Origin of the sequence: Burkholderia sp. Ax-1720 (genome assembly GCF_011753035.1) — a bacterium.
GTDB classification, from domain to species: Bacteria; Pseudomonadota; Gammaproteobacteria; order Burkholderiales; family Burkholderiaceae; genus Burkholderia; species Burkholderia gladioli.
Map to the genome: position 1 here is coordinate 33,798 of NZ_VWWK01000012.1, position 23,019 is coordinate 56,816.

Genomic DNA, 23,019 nt, shown 5'->3' on the forward strand with positions numbered 1-23,019 from the left:
TTGCTGAAGAGCGGCGCGATGCAACATGCATTGTGGATATCAACCGCTGAATCCGAATACCCCAAAATCTTGCCCGCGTCAGCAGGCACCGATTGCCGTACCGCGTGCAAGGTACTTGCACGCCCGCCCCGTCGCCGTCTGGTCGAAGCCGGCGACGGGGCGATTTTGTTTTGGACGTTGAGACCAGGCGCGGCGGACCAGTCGTGCCCGGTTCTTGATGAAAGAAAACCCCGGCGCGGTGCGCCGGGGGTCATGCTGCTAGGTCACGCGGCCAGCGCGTGGGCTTCCACTTCGTCGGTGGCATCTTCCGGCACATCTGTTTCGTCTACCGCGTCCAGTATGCCTCCCGGCTCCGTGTGGTGCTCGGTCTGAAACACAGCAGGCATCCAGCCGGTTTCGTCCGCTAGCCGTTCGGCTTCGCTGGCAATGTCGCCTTTCTTCAACTTCGACAGCCGGGTGACGTGCGCCGGGGCGTACTGGCTGACGGCTTCCAGAATCGCGGGCTTGGCGATGTGGCGGAAATAACCCTCGGCGGTCGGTTTCCACCATGCGGCCATGTCCAGCCCTACGGCCTGCGCCAGTTCCACACCGGGCGGGTGCTGCGAAGCGCGGGGCGTCACCACGTCCACGGTGGATGCCACGCACACGGCCAGCAGGCGCACCAGCTCGTCTTGCGACTTTGCTTGCAACGCGGCGAACAGTTCGGCGCTATCGTTCGGCAACGCTTCACCTGCGACCTCCTGCAACGTGTGCAGCGCCACGGTGGCGGGCGATTCCGGCACGTCCGAAGCTATGTTTTCCAGCCGGTCTTGCACGTCCAGACGCACCCCGAGCGGCAAACCGTCGTGGTGGTAGCCGTCCTGCAGGACGGCCCGCACCATGCCATGCACCAGCGCGGCCAGCGCGACGTGCGGATGCCGTGCGACTTCGATTTGCAGCGCCGCCGTGCGGTGCGCGCTCAACCTCTGCGCCAGCCGGTCGGACAGGCTGGCGGTCTTGGGCGCTTCGTCGGTGTTGTCGCGCTCCTCGTCGTTCGTGCTGCTGCCTGCGCCGAAACCCTGTCGCAGCATTGCCAGCGTCCGCAGTGCCTTCGCCTCGGCCTCGCGTAGCAGGCCGCGATGAATCACGGCCTCGCCCTCGCGGTCGAGCGTGACGATGGCACCGGCCACAGCGCGCACATCCGGGGCGTAGTCGCGTAAGCCTTCTTCGATGGCTTGCAGTTCTTCGGCTACCTGCTCGCGACGCGGTTCCAGCGCCTCGGTCTTGTCCTCGTCCTCGGCGTCGTAGGCTTCTTCGAGTTCGGCATCGAGCTTGTCGAGGCGGGTTTGCAAGGACGCGATGCGGCGGGCTTCGCGGGCGTTCGGTTCGCGGCGCTGCCGCGGCGCATTCTGGAACGTCTGGCGGTCGGCATGGCTCATGTGCGGTACGGCTTCCACCCACGCCCAGCCCTCGGCGCGCACGTCCCCGGCCTGCGCGTCCAGCTTGCCGCGCACCAGCGTTTCCAGCAGCGCGGCGTCGGTCAGGTAGGTTCCGGCATCGCCTTCCGCGAACAGGTCACGGCGGATGCCGCCGCCTGCCTGCGTGTAGGCGTCCAGCCCGACGAAACGCACCAGCGGATGCGTAGCGGTGATTTCGCGCTCGGTCAGGCGATCGCGCAGCGCGGATGCGCCGCGCTGCCATTCGGGCGCACCGTAGTACGCGGCCTCCTGTGCGGCATGGTCGTCGGTGATGCTCAAGGCCATCAAATGTTCCAGCGTGGCGGCTCCGGTACGGTAGTCGGCCAGCAGGCGCGGCGAGACGTTGGCGAGCTTGAGACGGCGCTGCACCACCAGCGGGGACACGCCGAAGTCGGCGGCAATGTCCTCAATGGGTCGGCCTTCCTTGACCAGCGCGGCAAAGGCCGCGAACTGGTCGGCGGGGTGCATGTTCTCGCGCTGCACGTTCTCGGCGAGGCTGACGGTACGGGCGGACGCATCGGCCACCAGCAGGCACGGCACTTCGTAGTCGGCGGCGATGCGCTTCTTCTTCGCCAGCAGCTTCAACGCGGTCAGGCGGCGGTCGCCTGCCACCACTTCGTATTGCTCGCCATCGGCGGACAGGATGACGATGAGGTTTTGCAGCAGGCCGACGCGGGCGATGCTCGCGGCCAGTTCGGGGATGGACTGGCGCGGGGTCGTGCGGACGTTGCGCCTGGAACGGCGCGGCAACAACTGCGACAGCGGAACCAGAATCAGGTTCTTGGTCGGGTCGGCCACTTCCAGCGGCGCGGCGGTTTCAAGGGCGATGGCTTCGGTTTTGGTAACGGCGTTCATGGTGACAACTCCTAGCGGTTGGGGATGCAGCAGGGAGAGAAGCGGCAAGGGCTGCTGCCTGCCCCTGCCGCACGGGGAATCAGGCTTTCAACTGGCGCAGGCCATCGGCCAAAAGCCACAGGGCGCGATTCAGGCGGATACCGTTGTCGATGCCCTGCACCGGGCGCGTGGTCTGGCGGCGACCATTCGCGACGCGGGCGGACAGGCCGCCTTTGATAAGGTTTTCTTGCGCGCGGTTGAACACGCTCCACAGGTCGCGGCGGCTGTCGTCGTGACGGCGCGGCATCAGGATTTGCGATTCCGTGATGGGCGCAGGCGTCGCCTCGTCATACTTCAACGCCAGCGCCGCGCGGGCGAACACTTCGGCCTCGCCGTTGTCGAGCGTGACGGACTGCATCGCATCGCGGGATTGCTGCGCCCGGTCGAAGCCGTGCAAAACTTCGTAAGCGCCTTCGATGACCTGTTCGGCTACATTGCCCTTGTGGGGTATGCGCACGTCCGCCACGGTGTCGCCGCAGACAAGGCCATTGCTGCACACGAAGCGGAACATGCCGGCGAGCATCTGATAGCTGCTCGTTCCATCATGGGAATTGAGGAGGATGATTTCGTTGGCTTCGCGTCCGTTGATCTGGCTGACATGGCGCAGCCGGATCATGTGCTTGGTGTAGTCGCGGCGGTCGTCGTGGCGCACGCGTGTTTGGCAAACAAAGAAAGGTTGAAACCCTTCGCCGCGCAGTTCTTGCAGCACGGTCGCGGTGGGGATGTAGCTGTATCGATCGGAACGGCTTTCGTGCGGGGCGTCCGCGAAGATGGACGGCGCTACGGCGCGAATCTGGTCATCCGACAGCGGATAGTCGGAACGCAGCACCGGCGAACGAGACGCGAAACGGGATGCGAGTTGCATGGCACTTCTCCTGACAAAGAAAGGGTTGGTTGTTCACCGCAACCGGATTCCAAGATTCGGAGCCCGCCGTGGACTTCCGGTGCGGTCGGCACGAAGAACCCGGTTGGCCTCGTTGCCACCGTCTTTCCTGAGTTCATCGCCCGCGACGGTCAGGAGCGCGCGGACGGGGGCCGTCAAGGAGAAAAGCGCAGGGTTGGAGCGGCCCGCAGGCGCAGCCGAGGACACGGCCCTGCGCGCCTTGACGGCACATGGCCGTGGGCTACAGTCGCGGATAAGGAGATGAAGTCAGGGAAGATGGCTGGACAGGCAACGGCCGTCCTGTGTGCCGACCGCACGCAAGCGAAGCGCGCAGGCCCGGATCGGGAAATCCGGGCCGAAGGCGTCAGGGATATGGAAGGCTGGCGAATGCCAGTCCCGTCAGGGATGAGCGAATAGCGAACCTGGAGCAGCGCGGTCCGCGAAGCGGGGACGCAGAAGGATTCTTCGTCTATTATTTGCTCTGAAACTTGATCTTACGTAGCCAAGAGGTGTGTTCAAAAACAAGAATCGGGGAGCCTACAAGTGATCGCCTGCATTAACCGCCTCAAGCAGTTCGGCATTTTCAACGACTTCAACGGCACAAAGATTCAGAAGTTCGGCAGATATAATCTTATATATGGCTGGAACGGAACAGGGAAGTCAACCCTATCAAATCTGTTCTCTTGCTTTGAACTTCGCGCACTGATTCCCCGTTTCAGTGCCGCTGAATTCTTGATTACTTTGGAAGATGGCTCAACCATCACGGAAACGACTCTACCCTCGTCGCAATTGAACATTCACGTGTTTAATCAGCACTTTATTCGCGAAAACATCGATTGGGATAAGTCTGTAAAAAGCATTCTTCTGATTGCAAAAGAAAAAATTGATGATTTGCAGAAGCTGGAGAAATTGAAAAGCGACCTTCAATTAAAGAGGAAGTCTCATGGTGAAAAACTAGGTGATATTAAAAAACAACGAGAAACGCTGGAAAAATTCCTAACCAGTGCCGCAAAGAAAATGAAGCTTGGGCTTCAAGCGATTGACACAAGCGACAGTTATTATCTGAATTACGATCGTCGTAAATTGTCGAATTTCATTCAGAACAATAGCGACGCAATTATCAAGGCTGAGTCGGTTCTTTCCGACGAAAAAGTCATCGACCTGACAAATTCAGCAAAACCCGAACAACTCCCAAGTATCACCTTCGCCTCCACGGCCATTGAGCCGGATTATTTCAAAAAGGCGGCGGCTCGCATAAGAGATCTGCTTGGAACAACGGCAGTTAACCAAGCAATTCAGCGTTTGACGGACAACCCCGACATCCGCGACTGGATTCAGACTGGCTTGGAAATTCATAAGCAACACGACTCACATTCCTGCGAGTTTTGTGGCTCGCCGTTCACGCAGCTTCGCGCTGAGACACTTGCTGCCCATTTCAGCAAGGAATTCACGGAATTCCAGAGTCGGCTTCAAAATGCTGCGACGTGGATCGAGTCTCAAGGTGCGCCAGGCAATCAATTGCCTGTAACGACGGGGTTCTACAAAGAGTTCTCATCTGATTCGGAGGCGCTTCAGAAAGAATACATTTCTGCTGCTGCGAAGATCAACCAACAGATTGAAGGATGGCGGGAAGCTCTGAAAGCGAAAATAACAGACCCTGCAAAGACGGACATTCAGATCTCGGATGTGAGTGACGAAGACATCACGAAGTTCAATGATATATTGAAATCGATTGTTAATCTCGTCGGCAAGCACAACAATAAAACTTCAAACTTTAAGGCTGAGACGTCAAAGAGCAAGGTAGCTTTAGAGCTACATTTTGCTGCTGCCGAGGTGCAAGAATTTGACTACGCCGGCAGTGAGAAAAAGTGCAATGATCTCGAAGAAGAGGCAAAGGGTGAATACAAGGAAATTGAAAAACTCGTGCAAGAGGTTGGAGCAATAGAGGCGCAGCTTTCAAACGAGACGATTGGGGCAAAAGAATTCAACGACACCCTGCATCGCTTCATTGGGCGCTCCGAGCTATGTCTAAGCTTCAATCAGAAAAAGAAAGGCTATGAGATTATTCGAAACGGGGTGGGTGAGCATGACGGGAACTTGAGTGAAGGTGAGAAGACAGCGATTGCATTTGTCTATTTCATCACGAAGCTTAGGGAGAACGGAAATAATATCAATGACACGATTGTTGTCGTTGATGATCCGGTTTCGAGTTTTGACTCAAATCATTTGTTTCACGCTTACTCGTTCCTTAGAAATCAATGCACGGAAGCCAAACAATTATTTGTGATGACCCATAATTTTACATACTTTAAACTGGTAAGAGATTGGTTTACAGGAACAAACAAAAATAGGCTTGCCAAAGGCAAGCCAGAAAATTGCTTTTTCTATAGGCTGGACGCACCGCCAGGCTCACCTCGCCATTCTTTACTTGTGGATGCGGATGATTCTCTAAAAAATTATGGCTCGGAGTATCATTACATATTTAAGAAACTATATGAATACCGAGCGCACACCACCCTTAATAGAGATGAAGCCTTTTTGACTGCGAATCTGGCTCGCAAGCTCATTGAATCCTTCTTTACGTTTAAATACCCAAGGCGGAGAAGCGATATCAGTCAGTTGATGGATGTTGGATTGAAGGACTGCACCATCACGACCCCGGAACTCAAGGAAAAAATTTATCGATTCATCAACAAATATTCGCATAGCGATGTCATTGAAATAACCGAAGAATCGGCAGAAAATTTGGCAGGCGAAAGCCATAGCGTGATTGGCAACATCTTTCAGTGGATGGAAGAAGTGGACAAAAAGCATTATGACGAAATGGTTCAAGTTGCGGCTGCATAGAGCAGATGTGCTGGCATCAGCGTTTATCTAGATCGAGCGTCTCAATTTGCAGTCGCGCCCGTTCGGTCGCCTGCTGTAAGCGTTCTCCCAGCACGGCTCGTGGCGGCAGAGTGGTTAGGTATTCGGCAACGTGGATGCCGGATTTGTCCAGTTCCAGTAGTTCGATCTGCTCGCGCTTTTTTCCCGTGCAGAGAATAATTCCCAGTGGCGAAGCTTCGTCCGGCTCTCGCTCGTGTTTGTCGAGCCAGCGCAAATACAACTCCATTTGTCCCTTGTAAGCTGCCTTGAATGCGCCGATCTTCAACTCCACTGCCACAAGCCGACGTAGCTTGCGGTTGTAGAACAGCAGGTCAAGGCGGAAGTCCTCGTCGTCGATCTGAATGCGCTTCTGTCGGGCCACGAAACTGAAACCCGCACCCAGCTCCAGCAGGAAGGATTCCATTTCGCGGATGATGGCTGCCTCCAGATCGCCCTCCTGCCAGGTATCACGTAGGCCCAGGAAATCGAGGATGTATGGGTCGCGCATGACCAGTGCCGGTGACATGCGCTGCGCGTTACGCAGAGTCGCCAGCTCCTGCACAATCATCGCATCGGGCTTCTTCGACAGCGCGGTGCGCTCGTACAGCATCGAGTCGATGCGCTCGCGCAGCGTGCGAACGCTCCAGCGTTCGGTGCTGGCCATCTGCACGTAGTAGTCGCGCTGGCGTGGATCTTTCAGCGGGATTAGTGCCACGATATGCGACCAGCTCAATTGTCGTGACAGTGAAACGACAATTGTCTCGTCCGGGAACGTGGCCGCGAACTGCACCATCCGGCGCAGGTTCTTGTCCGCGAAACTTCGCCCATAGCCCCGGACAAGTTGTATGGCTAGGCTTGGCAAGATTTCTTCGCCGTATCCGGCCCGTTGCCCCGCCAGCACGTCCATATGGATGCGCCGGCCGACACGCCAAAACAACAGCGTCAGCTCGGCGTTGACGGCCAAGACAGCACGTTGACGCGACGCCTCGATTAGCGCCCGAATATCGCCCAGCAGCGCCGACGGCGCGGCGGGCAACGTGCTAGATGCTTCGCGGCGGGTCATGTCGTGGCCTCCGCGGCCGGGCGAGTCGTGGTGCCGATGATTGTCTTGCGACGGTTCGCCACCAGCTCGGCCGCTTCCCGTACTGGCTTGTCCTCGGTATGGACGTAGCGCATGAACATCACCACGGTCTTGTGTGCAGTCAGCGCCATGCCAACCTTGACCGGGATGCCCGAATTGGCTATGTCGGTGGCCGAGCGGTGACGGATGCCATGTGTACCAACGTGCGTCGCGCCTGCTGCCTTGAGGACACGACACCAACCACCGTAATGCTCACCCACGGTCAGGTGCTGTCCTGGATGGCGGGGTGACGGCAAGACATAGGGATTGTCCTTCTGCCTCGGTGCGGTCGAAAGCAGTCGGTAGGCTTCTTCGCTGAGGGGCTTCGACATGCCGCCCGTCTTGCTATCGGGCCACACAACACGCCGGTTCTCCAGATCGACCCAATCCCATTGCAGCGCGACGATTTCGGAACGGCGACCGGCGAACTCGAATTGCAGCCGGATCGCCAGAGGGATGACATAGTTCTCCAGCCCCTCGGCCTCGATCTTGTCGAGCTGCCGGAACAGCTTACCCATGTCCTCGTCACTGATGAGGTGAGTGGACTTGCCGGCGGGGTACATCGGGACGTGCCGGCAAGGATTGGTGCCGTCAGGCCGGTAGCCCCACACCTCGGCCAAGTTGAACATCTTGCGTAGGACGCTGAATACTTTATTCGCCTCGGTCTGCTTATACGAGAGTTTTTCCATCAGCCCGGCAATGTCAGGCCGCTTCACATCGTGGACCTTCTTGCTACCCAACAGCGGGATAACATTGCGGTCGATGACGCCTTGGTAGCCGAGTTGAGTGCTGGGCTTGTTGCGCTTCCTGGAGTAGTCCTCCATGAACTTCTTGCATAATTCCGCAACAGTGGGGGCCTTGCGTGCTTCGGCCTTGGCCGCGGCGGGATCGCCACCGCGGCGAACTTGGGCCAGCCATTCCTGTGCTAACGAACGGGCCTGTTCGACAGTCAATTCCCCGTACTGTCCCAAGGCTGGCTTGCGGCGCTCGCCAGCGTTTGTCCGATACTGGAGCATGAACACTTTGCGCCCGGACGGGGTAATCTTGCACAAGAAGCCGGGCACCAGCGTATCCCGGAGTTCGACAGCCTGCGGCTGAGGCTGCGCCGCGTCAACGGCGGACTTGGTGAGCTTGATCTTAGCCATGATGACTCCTCGGAAAGACCCGGTTCCCAGGAGCCTGATGAGAGCCACCAGCAGGGAAGTCGGGTCAAGTTTCGGAAAGCACCGGCATATGTTGAACTCGCCTAAGCCCTTGATAAACCTGCTGTATCTAGCTGTGGCGTAGTCCAGCGAATTTCGGTGCTGGAGTCATCCTGAAATAAAAAACCGCGCCGACCGGCGAGGTCGACGCGGTGTCTCGGGATTGCCGGCGGCGGGAGCCGAGCCCCCGCCGCAGCCTCAGGCGCGGGCCGCCGAGACTTCCGGGTAGCCCTTGTCGGCTTCCTCGTCGGCGCGTTCGCGCAGCTCGCGCACCAGCGCATGGGCTTCGCGGCGCGAGGCGACCGCCGGCGGGGAGCCCTTGAGCGGCTGGCGCGCCGTCTCGCGCAGCGAGAGCACCGAGATCGCGCCGATCACGGCCGCCCCCATCAGGTAATAGGCCGGCATCATCAGGTTGCCGGTGCGGTCCACCAACCAGGCGGTGACCAGCGGCGTGGTGCCGCCGAACAGCGAGACCGAGATATTGAAGCCGATTGCCAGCGCGCCGTAGCGGATCTCGGTCGGGAACAGCGCCGGCAGCGCCGAGGGCATCACCCCGCAGAAGCAGGACAGCAGCACGCCGAGGATCAGCAGGCCGCCGAACACGGGCAGCATCTCGCCGGTGCGGATCAGCATCAGCGCCGGGATCGACAGCGCCAGCAGGCCGACACAGCCGGCCAGCATCACCGGCCTGCGGCCCACCAAGTCGGACAGGCGGCCGGCGGCCAGCGTCATCGGCATCATCAGGACCATCACCAGCAGCACCAGCATCAGGCCGTGCGACTCGTCGAAGTGCAGCGTCGAGGACAGGTAGCTCGGCAGGTAGGACAGCGCCATGTAGTCGGTGACGTTGAAGATCAGCACCAGGCCCACGCAGAGCAGCATGGCGCGCCAGTGGCGGCCGAGCGTCTCGCGGAAATTGACCTTCGGCATGGCCTTGTCCTGCGCCTCGCGCAGCTCGGCCTGGCGCTTGAAGGCCGGCGTCTCTTCCAGCTTCATGCGGATGTACAGCCCGATCAGGCCGAGCGGGCCGGCCACCAGGAAGGGCACGCGCCAGCCCCAGGACAGCAGCGCTTCGTGCGAGAGCAGGGCGCTGAGCAGGGCCACCACGCCGGCGCCCATCACGTAGCCGATCAGGGTGCCGAACTCGAGGAAGCTGCCCATGAAGCCGCGGCGCTTGTCGGTCGAGAACTCGGCGATGAAGGTGGCCGCGCCGCCGTATTCGCCGCCGGTCGAGAAGCCCTGCACCAGGCGCGCGACCAGCAGCAGCACCGGCGCCATGATGCCGATCGAGTCGTAGCCGGGGATCAGGCCGATCGAGAAGGTGCCGAGCGCCATCAGGATCATGGTCATGGCGAGCACGCGCTGGCGGCCGATGCGGTCGCCCAGCGGGCCGAACACCATGCCGCCCAGCGGGCGCACCAGGAAGGCGGCCGCGAAGGTGCCGAAGGTGGCCAGCAACTGCGCGGAAGGATTGCTCGAGGGGAAGAACACCTGGCCGAGCGTCACGGCGATGTAGCTGTAGACGCCGAAATCGAACCATTCCATCGCATTGCCGATGGCCATCGCGCGCACCGCGCGCTTGAGCAGGGACTGGTCGACCACGGTGATGTCGTTGACCGTGACGGGGGCGTCGACGGACGACGCGCTAGCGGAAGAGGCAGCGGAAGGGCTGACGTGTGAGGCGGTCAAGATAAAGGCTCCTTTGACAGCGGACGACGGCGGCGCGGGAAGGCGCGGACATCGCCACGGTTTGCCGGGGAGCGCAGCGGCGTGGCGGCACGGAAACGTCGGGCGCACGGGACGCCGGAGCTCGGAAAGGGGCCGCGTGCGGCGCGCCTGTGGCCGCCGCGTCGATGCGCTCATGAGATTGCCGCCGGGCTGGCCTGACAAGGGGGACCGACGGCGACCGGTGCGCGGCGTGGCGCCTGCGACCGGTAACGAACCCTGTTAAGGGCGTTGAAACGAAGCGAGGATGCCCGGAACGGACACGCTGCCTGTGATCGATATTTCGTGCGACGGGGCGAGGGCGGAGGACCGCGGACGCTCGTTGCGAAAAGCTAAATGAACGAAATAGATAAATGAAAGAGGCGCCATGTTAGCACAATGGCAGGAGATCGTGCAAATTGGCGGCGCGATCCCCGTGCCGCGGGGCTCGGCGGGAATGCGCGGCGCTGGCGCGCTCGCGCGTGGCATCACCCGTTCCCGGGTACGATGACCCCGTTTTTCTTTCCGTTCATTCATTGCGCGGTCGCGCCTCGGCCGCATCCAAGGTCATGCCCGAATTGTTCAGGATCGGAGGATTGTTCGTCCTCACCGCGCTGGCCGAGATCGTCGGCTGCTATCTGCCCTGGCTGGTGCTCAAGGGCGGCCGCAGCGCCTGGCTGTACCTGCCCGCGGCGCTCTCGCTGGCGCTGTTCGCCTGGCTGCTGACCCTGCATCCGTCGGCGGCGGGGCGCATCTATGCCGCTTACGGCGGGGTCTATATCGCGGTGGCGCTGGCCTGGCTGCGGGTGGTGGACGGCGTGCCGCTGACGCGCTGGGACGTGGCCGGCGCCGCGCTGGCGCTGGCCGGGATGGCGGTGATCGCGCTGCAGCCGCGCGGCTGAGCGACGGCAGCGGCCGGCTGCCCGATATCGCCGGGCCGGCGAATTCGACCGCGGGCCGCCCGGGCGGCGGCCACTTCGCGATGCGCAGCCGCTGTCAGGCAGCCGGTGCGTCTTCCTTGCGCCAGACGCAGGCGCCCTTGACCGACTTGTCGAGATCGTCGAGCTGCGCCAGGTGCGCGGCCAGCTCGTCCTCGCTGGCGGCCAGCACCGGCAGCGCCAGCGTGGCCAGCGAGACGCGCGCCGTGCCGCTCGCGCCACCCGCGTCGTCGCCATCGCCGAGCATGTCGATCACCAGGCTTTCCTGGCCGCGCGTCATCGCCAGGTAGACCTCGGCGAGCAGCTCCGAGTCGAGCAGCGCGCCGTGCAGCGTGCGGTGCGCGTTGCTGATGCCGAACCGGTCGCACAGCGCGTCGAGCGAGTTGCGCTTGCCGGGGAACATCTGCTTGGCCTGCACCAGCGTGTCGATCACGCCGTCGCAGTGCTGGTTCAGCGACGGCAGGCCGACGCGCTCGAACTCGGCGTCGATGAAGCCGATGTCGAAGGGCGCGTTGTGGATGATCAGCTCGGCGCCGCGCACGAAATCGCAGATCGCATGGGCGACCTCGGCGAACTTCGGCTTGTCGCTGAGGAATTCGGTGGTCAGGCCGTGCACGGCCAGCGCGCCCGGATCGCTGTCGCGTTCCGGATTCACGTAGAAATGCAGGTTGTTGCCGGTCAGCCGGCGGTTGAGCATTTCCACGCAGCCGATTTCGATGATGCGGTCGCCGGTGCGGGCGTTCAGGCCGGTGGTTTCGGTATCGAGAATGATCTGGCGCATGGGTGTTCTTCAGGATGGCCGGCGCGGGGGCCGGCGTGTGAGGGCAAGAGGCGGGGCAAGGGGCGCGGGCCGCTCAGGCCTGCTGCGACAGCGATTCGACGCCGCGGTTGGCGAGCGCGTCGGCGCGCTCGTTCTCGGCGTGGCCGGCATGGCCCTTGACCCAGCGCCATTCGATCTCGTGGCCGACCACCAGCTCGTCGAGCCGCTTCCAGAGATCGGCATTCTTGACCGGCGTCTTCGCCGCGGTCACCCAGCCTTTTTTCTTCCAGCCGTGGATCCACTCGCTGATGCCTTTCTGCACGTATTGCGAATCGGTGTGCACGACCACGCGGCAGCGGCGCTTGAGCGCCTCGAGTGCCTTGATCACGGCCAGCAGCTCCATGCGGTTGTTGGTGGTGCCGGGCTCGCCGCCGAACAGTTCCTTTTCCTGGTCGCCGAAGCGCAGCAGGGCACCCCAGCCGCCGGGGCCGGGATTGCCCTTGCAGGCGCCGTCGGTATAGATATCGATCGATTGCAACGTCATGAATGCTCTTGATGGGTGGTGGGGGTGGCGGCGGGCGCGAGGCCGGGCGCGCGCACGGGCTTGCGGACCCGGATCGGGCCGACCAGCCGCATTTCGCGCACGCGCTTGACCGCGGTGACCATGTAGACCGCGCCGAAGATCGGCCACCAGCGGTCGCCGGCGGCCTCCATGAAGGCGTAGCGCGCCATCCACTTGTCGGTGGCCAGCGGCGGGCGGTAGCAGCCGAAGCGGCCGCGCTCGATGTCGAAGCCGAGCAGCTTCATCCAGTCCTTGAGGCGGATGAAGGCGATCGGGTCGCGCGCGGCCGGCACGAAGGGCCGGTTGGCGATGCGCCCGACCGACTGCCGGGCGCCCCACAGGCTCAGGGAGTTGAAGCCCGTGATCACCAGCCGGCCTTCCGGCATCAGCACCCGCTCGACCTCGCGCAGCAGGCCGTGCGGGTCGGCGGTGAATTCCAGCGTGTGCGGCATCACGATCAGGTCGACGCTCTGCGATTCGAACGGCAGCTCAAGCAGGTCGCACCAGACGGTGCTGCGCCCGGCCGGCGCGTGATGCGGGCCCGGCGGGTCGCCCGCCCACGGATAGCGGAACGGCGCGCTGGCGCCGCTGGCCGGGTCCAGCACGAGACCGCGGCCGGGCATGCGGTTCTCGCGCAGCGAATCGAGTTGCGGCAGGCCCAGTTGCAAGGCGTGGAAGCCGAACACGTCGGACACCACGCGGTCGAGCTGGGCCTGTTCCCACTCGAGCACGTAGCGGCCGGGCGGCGAGGCGCTCCAGGCGGGCCAGTCTATAATCGGACGGTCTGACATATCGATGAGTGCGCGCCCATGAACGAGCTGGAATACGTGCCGGTGCCGGCATTTGAGGACAACTATATCTGGCTCGTGTCGGATGGCAGCGACGCGGTCGCCGTCGATCCGGGCGACGCCGCCCCGGTGCGGCGATATCTCGAGGCACGGGGCTGGCGGCTAGCCGCTATTCTACTCACCCACCACCATGCCGACCACGTCGGCGGTGTGGCCGAGTTGCTCGCGCATGCCGCCGACGCCGGCCCGGTGCCCGTCTACGGGCCGGCGGGCGAGGGCATCGCCCAGGTCAGCGAGCCGCTCGCGGGCGGCGCGCGCGTGCGCATCGGCAAGCCCGCGCTCGAGTTCGAGGTGTTCGACGTGCCGGGCCACACGCGCGGCCATATCGCCTATTTCCAGGCGGCCGGTGCAGGCCATCCGGCGCCGCACCTGTTCTGCGGCGACACGCTGTTCTCCTGCGGCTGCGGCCGCCTGTTCGAAGGCACCCCGGCCCAGATGCTGGCCTCGCTCGACGCGCTGGCCGCGTTGCCCGGCGAGACCCAGGTGCATTGCGCGCACGAGTACACGCTCTCCAATATCCGCTTCGCGCTCGCCTGCGAGCCCGACAATGCCGCGCTGGCGGCCTGGCGCGACGATGCCTCGGCGCGCCGCGCGCGCGGCGAGCCGACCCTGCCGACCACCATCGCGCACGAGCGCGCCGTCAATCCCTTCCTGCGCGCCGACAGCGCCGCGATCGCGGCCACCCTCGAGGCCGAGCTGCACGAGGCGCCGGCCGACCGGCTGGCCGCCTTCACGCTGATGCGGGAGTGGAAGAACCGCTTCCGCTGATCCCGTCGGCAGTCGTTGCTGCCGGGCCTGCTTCGTTCCACATGGCTCCGCCGCGCTCGCGCCGCGCCCCGACCGGCGCAAGGCGCGCGATCCCGCCGCCTGCCGCAACAATTCTTCACCTTCCCCGGCGCATAACGCGCGCATCATCGGGACTCGCGCGGCCTCGGGCGGGAGCGCGCGCCCGAGCGGGTTCCACGGCCCGCCGAGGCGAGGTACGGTAAATCCCTGAAGGCGGCAGGCAGATGCTCAAGCGGAATCTGGAGAATGCGCCCCAAATATAGGATTTATCTGCATTTTTAGGCGTTTTTATTGACGCGATGCGCGCGCCTACCTTACTATCGCCTGCAATTTCCAGCCGTTGGAAGCCGAGATTTACATGCGATTCCTGATCAGTGCGCTATTGGTCCTGTTGCTGGCAGCCTGTGCCAGCCCGGGGCCGACCGCCCCCACCGCCGCCGCTTCCGACCCGCAAGCCGCCTCCGATTTTCTCCGCAAGTCCGCCACCTCCAAGGAAACCGTCGACGTCGACAAGCAGTCGGTCGGCGAGCTGACCACCAAGGATCCCGATCTGTGGGCGCGCATCCGCCGCGGCTTCCAGATGCCCGACCTGCAGAGCGACCTGGTCGACATGCAGACGACCTGGTACACGGAGCGCCCCGACTACGTGCAGCGCATGACCGAGCGCTCGCAGAAGTACCTCTATCACATCGTCGAGGAGCTCGAGGCACGCAACATGCCGACCGAGCTGGCGCTGCTGCCCTTCATCGAGTCGGCCTACAACCCGCAGGCCCTGTCGGTGGCCAAGGCGGCCGGCATGTGGCAGTTCGTGCCCGGCACGGGCCGCACCTACAACCTCAAGCAGAACATGTGGCAGGACGAGCGCCGCGACGTGCTGGCCTCGACCAGCGCCGCGCTCGACTACCTGTCGCGCCTGCATGACATGTTCGGCGACTGGTACCTGGCGCTGGCGGCCTACAACTGGGGCGAGGGCAACGTGCAGCGCGCGATCGCGCGCAACCAGGCGGCCGGCCTGCCGACCGACTACCAGAGCCTGCGCATGCCGAACGAGACGCGCAACTACGTGCCCAAGCTGCAGGCGGTCAAGAACATCATCGCCAATCCGCAGCAGTACGGCCTGAGCCTGCCCGACATCCCGAACCACCCGTATTTCGTCACGGTCACCACCTCGCACGACATCGACGTGAAGATGGCCGCGCAGCTCGCGGGCCTGTCGCTCGAGGAGTTCAAGGCGCTCAATCCCTCGTTCTCGAAGCCGGTGATCCTCGGCGCGACCCAGCCGCAGATCCTGCTGCCGTTCGACAATGCCTCGCAGTTCGAGAAGGGCCTGAAGTCCTACGACGGCCAGTTGTCGAGCTGGACCACCTATACCGTCACCGAGCGCGCGCGCCCGGCGGCGATCGCCGAGAAGATCGGGGTCGACGCCGACACGCTGATGACCGTCAACAAGATCCCCGCCGGGATGCGCCTGAAGCCGGGCTCGACCATCGTGGTGCCGCGCGGCGGCGACGACGACGAGGACGTCAGTGCAGACGTCGCCGAGAATGCCGTGCTGGCGATGGAGCCGGACGTACCGGATACGCGCAAGATGCTGATCCGGGTGCGCCGCTCGCAGTCGATGGCCGCGGTGGCGAGCCGCTATGGCGTGTCGATCGGGCAGTTGAAGGCCTGGAACCGCACGCGCCGCGACCAGGTCAGCCCGGGCCAGACCCTGGTGCTGCACGTGCCGGTGGGCCGCGCGGTGCCGGCCGAGCCGGGGCCGCAGCGGATCGCCACCTCGACGGGCGGCGCGCGCGTCGAACGCGCCAGCCTGCATACCGGCGGCAAGGCCAGCAAGCGCGGTGGGCGCGCCGCGCCGGCCAAGGCCGCCGCCAAGCCGGCTGCCGCGAAGGCTGCCAAGCCGGCCGCCAAGACCGCCTCGAACAAGAGCAAGAAGAAGTAACGCGATTCGGTCGCCGCGCGCGCGGGGGCATTGCGCCCGATCCGCCGCGCGTCGCTTATGATCCGCCCGCACGCCGTCACCAAGGTGACGGCGTTTTCGTTTTGGGTCGGCCGCGCGCCATCGCGCGCGGCGCATTCGAGGTAAGCCGCATGTCTTCCGTCCAGCTGCGCGTGTTCGCGCTGTTTTCGATCGGGTATTTCGTTTCCTACGTGTTCCGGGGCGTCAATCTCGGCTTCGCGCCGCTGATCACGCACGAGCTCGGCCTGTCGGCCGCCGATCTCGGGCTGCTGACCAGTCTCTATTTCCTCGGCTTCGCCGGCGCGCAGATCCCGGCCGGCGTGCTGCTCGACCATTACGGCCCGCGCCGCGTGACGGCCGCGATGCTGCTGTTCGCGGCGGCCGGCATCGGCCTGTTCGGGCTCGGCCACGGGATCGGCGCGCTGATGGCGGGGCGCCTGCTGATCGGGATCGGCGTGTCGGTCTGCCTGGGCGCGGCCTTCAAGGCGATCGCCGAGCATTTCCCGATCGCGCGGCTGCCGATGGTGAACGGCTTCGTGATGGCGGTGGGCGGCTTCGGCGGCGTGGCGGTCGGCTCGCCGCTGGCCTGGACGCTCGGCTTCGTGGGCTGGCGCGCGGTCTGCGCGGGGCTGGTGCTGTTTACCGTGGCGGTGGCCGCGCTGATCTGGCTCGGCGCGCCGGACGCCGCGCGCACCCATCGCCAGGCCAGCATCGGCAGCCAGTTCAAGGGCACCTGGCACATCCTGAAGAGCCCGGCGTTCTGGAAGATCGCCTCGTTCTCGGTGCTCACGCAGGGTGTGTTCTACGCCATGCAGTCGCTGTGGGTCGGCGCCTGGATGCGCGACGTGATGGGCCTGGCGCCGCGCGAGGCGGCCGCGCTGGTGTCGGTGATCGGCCTAGCGATGATGGCGGGCAGCGTCGGCACCGGCGCGGCGGCGCGCCTGCTGGAACGCCGCGGCCTGTCGGTCTATGCCTTCTGCGGGATCGGCATGGGCTGCTTCGTGCTCACCCAGTTGGCGATCATGCTGCGCGCGCCGTTGCCGGCCGTGGTGCTGTGGGCCGCCTACGGCGCGTTCGGCGGGATCGGCATCCTCAGCTACGCGATCCTCGCCGAGCATTTCCCCTCGCACCTGATCGGTCGCGCCAACACCACGCTGACCCTGGTGATCTTCCTGCTGATCTTCGGCTTCCAGGTCGGGGTCGGCGCGGTGCTGTCGCAATGGCCGACGGTGGGCGGCCACTATCCCGCCGCCGCGCACCTGACTGCCTGGGGCGTGCTGGTCGCGCTGCAACTGGCCAGCGCGATCTGGTACGTGCTGCCGGGACGTGCGCGGATCGGGGCCGGGCAGCATCCCTCGTCCTGAGGTCGCTGGAGCAGGGCAGGGCGGCTGGTGCGGTGGTTCCGACCCTTTCGAATCGTTCGACGCCGGCTGCTGTCGAGGAGTCGGCCGATGTCGCCGGGCCCGGTGGTCAAACCCGGCGGTCAAACCCTTGTCACACAAGGCTGGGTAGATCCGATTTGAGATAGGTCCCGTTTCACGCTATAATTTGAAGGTTTGTGCAATTCAACCCCGCACCCTAGCGCCTACCTCCAAATCCCCGTCTTCCGCCGCCTGCCTCCCGGCACGCGACGCCGCCGAATGCAGCCTGCCGATCCATCGAGCCGGCGCAGGTCCGGCGCGTCGTCCGGGTGAGCCGAGCGAGCGCCGGCGAACGCCTCCCGTGAGGCGAACCGGCCGCGGCAGGTCGACAGGTCGGCAGCGAGGGTGTCCCCCAAGGAGCCTCCCGTGTTGCCGTCTTTTTCTCCCGCCTTGCTCGCACTCGCCGACGGCACGGTGTTTCGCGGTTATTCGATTGGCGCGGCCGGCCATACGATCGGCGAAGTCGTGTTCAATACCGCGATCACCGGCTATCAGGAAATCCTGACCGACCCGAGCTACGCGCGGCAGATCGTAACGCTCACGTATCCCCACATCGGTAATGTCGGCGTCAACCACGAAGACGTCGAAGCCACCAAGGTGCACGCCGCCGGCCTGATCATCCGCGACCTGCCGGTGCTGGCGTCCAACTTCCGCATGGACCGCACGCTCGGCGACTACCTGCGCGACGAAGGCGTGGTCGCGATCGCCGGCATCGACACCCGCAAGCTGACCCGCGTGCTGCGCGACAAGGGCGCGCAGAACGGCTGCATCCTGGCCGGTTCCGACGATGAGGCCAAGGCGGTCGCGCTGGCGCGCTCGTTCCCTGGCCTGGCCGGCATGGATCTCGCGAAGGTGGTCTCGACCGACAAGCCGTTCGCCTGGAAGCAGAGCGAGTGGCGCCTCGGCAGCGGCTACGGCGAGCAGAGCGCGCCGCGCTTCAAGGTCGTCGCCTACGATTTCGGCGTCAAGTACAACATCCTGCGCATGCTGGCCGAGCGCGGCTGCGACGTCACGGTGCTGCCCGCCCAGGCGAGCGCGGCCGAGGCGCTGGCACTGAATCCGGACGGCGTGTTCCTGTCGAACGGCCCCGGCGATCCGGAGCCCTGCGACTACGCGATCGCCGCCGCCAAGGAGTTCATCGAGCGCGGCGTGCCGACCTTCGGCATCTGCCTGGGCCACCAGATCATGGGCCTGGCGGTCGGCGCCAAGACGCTGAAGATGAAGACCGGCCACCACGGCGCGAACCACCCGGTGAAGGACCTGACCGACGGCCGCGTGGTGATCACCTCGCAGAACCACGGTTTCGCGGTCGACGCCGACTCGCTGCCGGCCAATGCGCGCGCCACCCACGTCTCGCTGTTCGACGGCACGCTGCAGGGCTTCGAGCTGACCGACAAGCCGGCCTTCTGCTTCCAGGGCCACCCGGAAGCCTCGCCGGGCCCGCACGACATCGGCTACCTGTTCGATCGCTTCACCTCGCTGATGGAAACCGCGAAGGCGCGCAGCGCCTGAGCGAGCGGAGACGGCACATCATGTTCGGACATGCACTCGGGATCACGGATTTCTGGACCTACGTCGTCGGCGTGGTGTTCATCATCCTGCTGCCCGGCCCGAATTCGATGTACGTGCTGTCGCTGGCGGCGCAGCGCGGGGTCAAGGCCGGCTATCGCGCGGCCTGCGGCGTGTTCGTCGGCGACGCGGTGCTGATGCTGCTGTCGGCGGCCGGCGTCGCTTCGCTGCTCAAGGCCAACCCGCTGCTGTTCTCGGTCGTCAAATATGGCGGCGCCGCCTACCTGTTCTACATCGGCTTCGGCATGCTGCGCGGCGGCTGGCGGGCGCTGCGCGCCTCGCGCGCCGGCACCGCGGCCCCCGCGCCGACGGCCCCCGCGCGCACCGTGGACGGCGAGCGGCCGTTCCGCAAGGCGCTGGTCGTCAGCCTGCTGAATCCGAAGGCGATCCTGTTCTTCATCTCGTTCTTCATCCAGTTCGTCGATCCGAGCTACCGCTACCCGGTGGTGTCCTTCGTCGTGCTGGGCGCGATCTCGCAGTTCACGAGCTTCCTGTACCTGAGCACGCTGATCTTCGCGGGCGCACGTCTTGCCGAACAGTTTCGCCGCCGCCGCAAGCTCGCGGCGGGCGCGGCCAGCGGCGTGGGCAGTCTGTTCATCGGCTTCGGCCTCAAGCTCGCCTTCGCGACGATCCGATGAACGCAGCCGCCGCTCAAGCGCATTAACGATTACTTTTTGAATACTCGAGCCATGCCAAAACGCACAGACATCAAGAGCATCCTCATCATCGGCGCCGGCCCGATCATCATCGGCCAGGCGTGCGAGTTCGACTACTCGGGCGCGCAGGCATGCAAGGCCTTGCGTGAGGAAGGCTACAAGGTCATCCTCGTCAACAGCAATCCGGCGACGATCATGACCGACCCGAACACGGCCGACGTCACCTACATCGAGCCGATCACCTGGGAAGTGGTGGAGCGCATCATCGCCAAGGAGCGCCCGGACGCGATCCTGCCGACCATGGGCGGCCAGACCGCGCTGAACTGCGCGCTCGACCTGCACCACCACGGCGTGCTGGAGAAGTACAAGGTCGAGCTGATCGGCGCCTCGCCCGAGGCGATCGACAAGGCGGAAGACCGCCAGAAGTTCAAGGATGCGATGACCAAGATCGGCCTGGGTTCGGCCAAGTCGGGCATCGCGCATTCGATGGAAGAGGCGCTCAAGGTGCACGGCGAGATCGCCGCGATCACCGGCGGCAGCGGCTACCCGACGGTGATCCGCCCGTCCTTCACGCTGGGCGGCTCGGGCGGCGGCATCGCTTACAACCGCGAGGAATTCGAGGAAATCTGCAAGCGCGGCCTCGATCTCTCCCCGACGCGCGAGCTGCTGATCGAGGAATCGCTGCTGGGCTGGAAGGAATACGAGATGGAAGTGGTTCGCGACCGCGCGGACAACTGCATCATCGTCTGCTCGATCGAGAATCTCGACCCGATGGGCGTGCACACCGGTGATTCGATCACCGTCGCGCCGGCCCAGACGCTCACCGACAAGGAATACCAGATCCTGCGCAATGCCTCGCTGGCGGTGCTGCGCGAGATCGGCGTCGACACCGGCGGTTCGAACGTGCAGTTCGCGATCAACCCGAACGACGGCCGCATGGTGGTGATCGAGATGAACCCGCGCGTGTCGCGTTCCTCGGCGCTGGCCTCGAAGGCCACGGGCTTCCCGATCGCCAAGGTGGCGGCCAAGCTCGCCATCGGCTACACGCTCGACGAGCTCAAGAACGAGATCACGGGCGGCCAGACGCCGGCCTCGTTCGAGCCGACCATCGATTACGTCGTGACCAAGATCCCGCGTTTCGCCTTCGAGAAGTTCCGCGAGGCCGATTCGCGCCTGACCACCCAGATGAAGTCGGTGGGCGAGGTGATGGCGATCGGCCGGACCTTCCAGGAATCGTTCCAGAAGGCGCTGCGCGGACTGGAAGTCGGCGTCGACGGCCTCGACGAGAAGTCGGTCGATCGCGACGAGATCGTGCGCGAGATCGGCGAGCCGGGTCCGGACCGGATCTGGTATGTCGGCGATGCGTTCCGCGTCGGCATGTCGGCCCAGCAGATCTTCGAGGAAACCGCGATCGACCCGTGGTTCCTGGCGCAGATCGAGCAGATCATCCTGAAGGAGAAGGCGCTCGGCGGTCGCATGCTGGCGAGCCTCACGAAGGACGAGCTCTACTTCCTGAAGCAGAGCGGCTTCTCGGATCGCCGCCTGGCGAAGTTGCTGGCCGCGAGCCCCGCCGAGGTGCGTGCGCGCCGCCTGGAGCTGAACGTGCGCCCGGTCTACAAGCGCGTCGATACCTGCGCGGCCGAGTTTGCCACCAAGACCGCCTACATGTACTCGACCTACGAGGAAGAGTGCGAGGCGCAGCCGACCGACAACAAGAAGATCATGGTGCTGGGCGGCGGCCCGAACCGGATCGGCCAGGGCATCGAGTTCGACTACTGCTGCGTGCACGCGGCGCTGGCGATGCGCGAGGACGGCTACGAGACCATCATGGTCAACTGCAACCCGGAAACGGTCTCGACCGACTACGACACCTCCGACCGTCTCTACTTTGAGCCGCTCACGCTCGAGGACGTGCTGGAAGTGGTCGACAAGGAAAAGCCGGTCGGCGTGATCGTCCAGTACGGCGGCCAGACGCCGCTGAAGCTGGCGCTCGACCTGGAAGCCGCGGGCGTGCCGATCATCGGCACCTCGCCGGACATGATCGATGCCGCCGAGGACCGCGAGCGCTTCCAGAAGCTGCTGCAGGAGCTGGGCCTGCGCCAGCCGCCGAACCGCACCGCGCGCGCCGAGGACGAGGCGCTGGCGCTGGCCGCCGAGATCGGCTACCCGCTGGTGGTGCGCCCGTCCTACGTGCTGGGCGGCCGCGCCATGGAGATCGTCCATGAGCCGCGCGACCTCGAGCGCTACATGCGCGAGGCCGTGAAGGTCTCGAACGATTCGCCGGTGCTGCTCGACCGCTTCCTCAACGACGCGATCGAATGCGACGTGGACTGCATCTGCGACGGCGAGGCCGTGTTCATCGGCGGCGTGATGGAGCACATCGAACAGGCGGGCGTGCACTCGGGCGACTCGGCCTGCTCGCTGCCGCCGTACTCGCTGGCCAAGGAGACCGTGCTCGAGCTGAAGCGCCAGACCGCCGCGATGGCCCGCGCACTGAACGTGGTCGGCCTCATGAACGTGCAGTTCGCGATCCAGCAGGTGCCGCAGGCGGACGGCTCGAAGCAGGACGTCATCTACGTGCTGGAAGTGAACCCGCGCGCCTCGCGCACGGTTCCCTACGTGTCGAAGGCCACCAGCCTGCCGCTGGCGAAGATCGCCGCGCGCGCGATGGTCGGCCAGACGCTGGCCGGGCAGGGCGTGACCAAGGAAGTCGAGCCGCCTTACTTCAGCGTCAAGGAAGCGGTGTTCCCGTTTGTCAAGTTCCCGACCGTCGATCCGGTGCTCGGACCGGAAATGCGTTCGACCGGCGAAGTGATGGGCGTGGGCCGCACCTTCGGCGAAGCGCTGTTCAAGTCGCAGCTCGCGGCCGGCTCGCGCCTGCCCGAGTCGGGCACGGTGCTGCTGACGGTGATGGATGCCGACAAGCCCAAGGCGGTCGAAGTCGCGCGCATGCTGCACGACCTCGGCTACCCGATCGTCGCCACGCGCGGCACGGCCGCCGCGATCGAGGCGGCCGGCGTGCCGGTGAAGGTGGTCAACAAGGTGAAGGACGGCCGTCCGCACATCGTCGACATGATCAAGAACGGCGAGATCGCGCTGGTGTTCACCACCGTCGACGAGACGCGCGCGGCGATCGCCGACTCGCGTTCGATCCGCATGAGCGCGCAGGCGCAGAAGGTCACCTACTACACCACCATGTCGGGCGCGCGCGCGGCGGTGGAAGGCCTGCGCTACCTGAAGGACCTCGAAGTCTATGATTTACAAGGTCTTCATGCTCGCCTAAACTAAGCCGTCGGGTTTTCCCAGGCACCACATGCCGCGATTAAGCGGTGTTTCCGGCGTTCCCGGAAATGCGCTTAATCGCGGTGATTTTTTTTATGCCCGTTTTTGTTTA

At 64.3% G+C, this 23,019-nt stretch carries 16 protein-coding genes; 8 read left to right on the plus strand and 8 right to left on the minus strand.

What is annotated here, in order from left to right; genetic code table 11:
* Positions 1–263: 263 nt before the first annotated feature.
* Positions 264–2,312 carry a ParB/RepB/Spo0J family partition protein gene (locus F3J18_RS06180; protein WP_166911974.1) on the minus strand — a complete coding sequence of 683 codons (2,049 nt, stop codon included), beginning with the start codon at positions 2,310–2,312 and terminating at the stop codon, positions 264–266.
* A 79-nt stretch (positions 2,313–2,391) separates the two neighbouring features.
* On the minus strand, positions 2,392–3,216 hold the full coding sequence (locus tag F3J18_RS06185; protein ID WP_166911976.1) for a DUF932 domain-containing protein: 825 nt from the start codon (positions 3,214–3,216) through the stop codon (positions 2,392–2,394).
* A 561-nt stretch (positions 3,217–3,777) separates the two neighbouring features.
* Between F3J18_RS06185 and F3J18_RS06190 the strand changes: the two genes are divergently transcribed.
* Complete coding sequence (locus tag F3J18_RS06190) at positions 3,778–6,081, plus strand: AAA family ATPase (protein WP_166911978.1); 2,304 nt, start codon at positions 3,778–3,780, stop codon at positions 6,079–6,081.
* 16 nt (positions 6,082–6,097) lie between these two features.
* Here the strand turns inward: F3J18_RS06190 and F3J18_RS06195 are convergent, their stop codons facing one another.
* The 3 genes from F3J18_RS06195 to proP all read right to left on the minus strand — a co-directional run bounded on the left by F3J18_RS06195 (position 6,098) and on the right by proP (position 10,110).
* Positions 6,098–7,162: a PDDEXK nuclease domain-containing protein gene (locus F3J18_RS06195; protein WP_166911980.1), complete on the minus strand. Its 1,065-nt coding sequence runs from the start codon at positions 7,160–7,162 to the stop codon at positions 6,098–6,100.
* A complete protein-coding gene (locus F3J18_RS06200) occupies positions 7,159–8,364 on the minus strand; it encodes a site-specific integrase (protein WP_166911982.1) in 1,206 nt (401 codons plus the stop codon). The genes F3J18_RS06195 and F3J18_RS06200 overlap by 4 nt, the downstream gene beginning before the upstream one ends.
* A gap of 255 nt (positions 8,365–8,619) precedes the next feature.
* Positions 8,620–10,110 (minus strand): glycine betaine/L-proline transporter ProP, encoded by a 1,491-nt coding sequence (proP, locus tag F3J18_RS06205; protein ID WP_166911984.1) that lies wholly within the window; start codon positions 10,108–10,110, stop codon positions 8,620–8,622.
* A gap of 584 nt (positions 10,111–10,694) precedes the next feature.
* Here proP and F3J18_RS06210 point away from each other — a divergent pair.
* Positions 10,695–11,027 carry a YnfA family protein gene (locus tag F3J18_RS06210; RefSeq protein WP_025098584.1) on the plus strand — a complete coding sequence of 111 codons (333 nt, stop codon included), beginning with the start codon at positions 10,695–10,697 and terminating at the stop codon, positions 11,025–11,027.
* A gap of 94 nt (positions 11,028–11,121) precedes the next feature.
* Here F3J18_RS06210 and dnaQ read toward each other — a convergent pair whose 3' ends face one another.
* The 3 genes from dnaQ to F3J18_RS06225 all read right to left on the minus strand — a co-directional run bounded on the left by dnaQ (position 11,122) and on the right by F3J18_RS06225 (position 13,176).
* Positions 11,122–11,844 carry a DNA polymerase III subunit epsilon gene (gene dnaQ / locus F3J18_RS06215; protein ID WP_166911986.1) on the minus strand — a complete coding sequence of 241 codons (723 nt, stop codon included), beginning with the start codon at positions 11,842–11,844 and terminating at the stop codon, positions 11,122–11,124.
* Between the two features lie 73 nt (positions 11,845–11,917).
* On the minus strand, positions 11,918–12,367 hold the full coding sequence (gene rnhA, locus F3J18_RS06220; RefSeq protein WP_025098582.1) for a ribonuclease HI: 450 nt from the start codon (positions 12,365–12,367) through the stop codon (positions 11,918–11,920).
* Entirely contained in the window at positions 12,364–13,176 is an 813-nt protein-coding gene (locus F3J18_RS06225) for a class I SAM-dependent methyltransferase (RefSeq protein ID WP_025098581.1), read from the minus strand. The genes rnhA and F3J18_RS06225 overlap by 4 nt, the downstream gene beginning before the upstream one ends.
* An 18-nt stretch (positions 13,177–13,194) precedes the next feature.
* Here F3J18_RS06225 and gloB point away from each other — a divergent pair, with 18 nt between their 5' ends.
* The 6 genes from gloB (at position 13,195) to carB (ending at position 22,913) form a co-directional block, all read left to right on the plus strand.
* The gene (gene gloB / locus F3J18_RS06230; RefSeq protein ID WP_025098580.1) at positions 13,195–14,001 is read left to right on the plus strand and encodes a hydroxyacylglutathione hydrolase; all 807 of its coding nucleotides are present in this window, start codon (positions 13,195–13,197) and stop codon (positions 13,999–14,001) included.
* Between the two features lie 376 nt (positions 14,002–14,377).
* Entirely contained in the window at positions 14,378–15,961 is a 1,584-nt protein-coding gene (locus F3J18_RS06235; protein WP_166911988.1) for a transglycosylase SLT domain-containing protein, read from the plus strand.
* Between the two features lie 149 nt (positions 15,962–16,110).
* On the plus strand, positions 16,111–17,343 hold the full coding sequence (locus F3J18_RS06240; RefSeq protein ID WP_166911990.1) for an MFS transporter: 1,233 nt from the start codon (positions 16,111–16,113) through the stop codon (positions 17,341–17,343).
* A gap of 423 nt (positions 17,344–17,766) precedes the next feature.
* The gene (gene carA / locus F3J18_RS06245) at positions 17,767–18,912 is read left to right on the plus strand and encodes a glutamine-hydrolyzing carbamoyl-phosphate synthase small subunit (protein ID WP_025098577.1); all 1,146 of its coding nucleotides are present in this window, start codon (positions 17,767–17,769) and stop codon (positions 18,910–18,912) included.
* 20 nt (positions 18,913–18,932) lie between these two features.
* Complete coding sequence (leuE, locus tag F3J18_RS06250; protein WP_025098576.1) at positions 18,933–19,607, plus strand: leucine efflux protein LeuE; 675 nt, start codon at positions 18,933–18,935, stop codon at positions 19,605–19,607.
* Positions 19,608–19,658: 51 nt separating this feature from the next.
* Entirely contained in the window at positions 19,659–22,913 is a 3,255-nt protein-coding gene (gene carB / locus F3J18_RS06255) for a carbamoyl-phosphate synthase large subunit (protein WP_166911992.1), read from the plus strand.
* Positions 22,914–23,019: the final 106 nt, after the last annotated feature.

Bases quoted from the DNA above. Each gene is read 5' to 3' on its own strand.
- F3J18_RS06180 (WP_166911974.1), bottom strand. From the start codon at position 2,312: ATGAACGCCGTTACCAAAACCGAAGCCATCGCCCTTGAAACCGCCGCG.
- F3J18_RS06185 (WP_166911976.1), bottom strand. From the start codon at position 3,216: ATGCAACTCGCATCCCGTTTCGCGTCTCGTTCGCCGGTGCTGCGTTCC.
- F3J18_RS06195 (WP_166911980.1), bottom strand. From the start codon at position 7,162: ATGACCCGCCGCGAAGCATCTAGCACGTTGCCCGCCGCGCCGTCGGCG.
- F3J18_RS06200 (WP_166911982.1), bottom strand. From the start codon at position 8,364: ATGGCTAAGATCAAGCTCACCAAGTCCGCCGTTGACGCGGCGCAGCCT.
- F3J18_RS06210 (WP_025098584.1), top strand. From the start codon at position 10,695: ATGCCCGAATTGTTCAGGATCGGAGGATTGTTCGTCCTCACCGCGCTG.
- dnaQ (WP_166911986.1), bottom strand. From the start codon at position 11,844: ATGCGCCAGATCATTCTCGATACCGAAACCACCGGCCTGAACGCCCGC.
- rnhA (WP_025098582.1), bottom strand. From the start codon at position 12,367: ATGACGTTGCAATCGATCGATATCTATACCGACGGCGCCTGCAAGGGC.
- F3J18_RS06225 (WP_025098581.1), bottom strand. From the start codon at position 13,176: ATGTCAGACCGTCCGATTATAGACTGGCCCGCCTGGAGCGCCTCGCCG.
- gloB (WP_025098580.1), top strand. From the start codon at position 13,195: ATGAACGAGCTGGAATACGTGCCGGTGCCGGCATTTGAGGACAACTAT.
- F3J18_RS06235 (WP_166911988.1), top strand. From the start codon at position 14,378: ATGCGATTCCTGATCAGTGCGCTATTGGTCCTGTTGCTGGCAGCCTGT.
- F3J18_RS06240 (WP_166911990.1), top strand. From the start codon at position 16,111: ATGTCTTCCGTCCAGCTGCGCGTGTTCGCGCTGTTTTCGATCGGGTAT.
- leuE (WP_025098576.1), top strand. From the start codon at position 18,933: ATGTTCGGACATGCACTCGGGATCACGGATTTCTGGACCTACGTCGTC.
- carB (WP_166911992.1), top strand. From the start codon at position 19,659: ATGCCAAAACGCACAGACATCAAGAGCATCCTCATCATCGGCGCCGGC.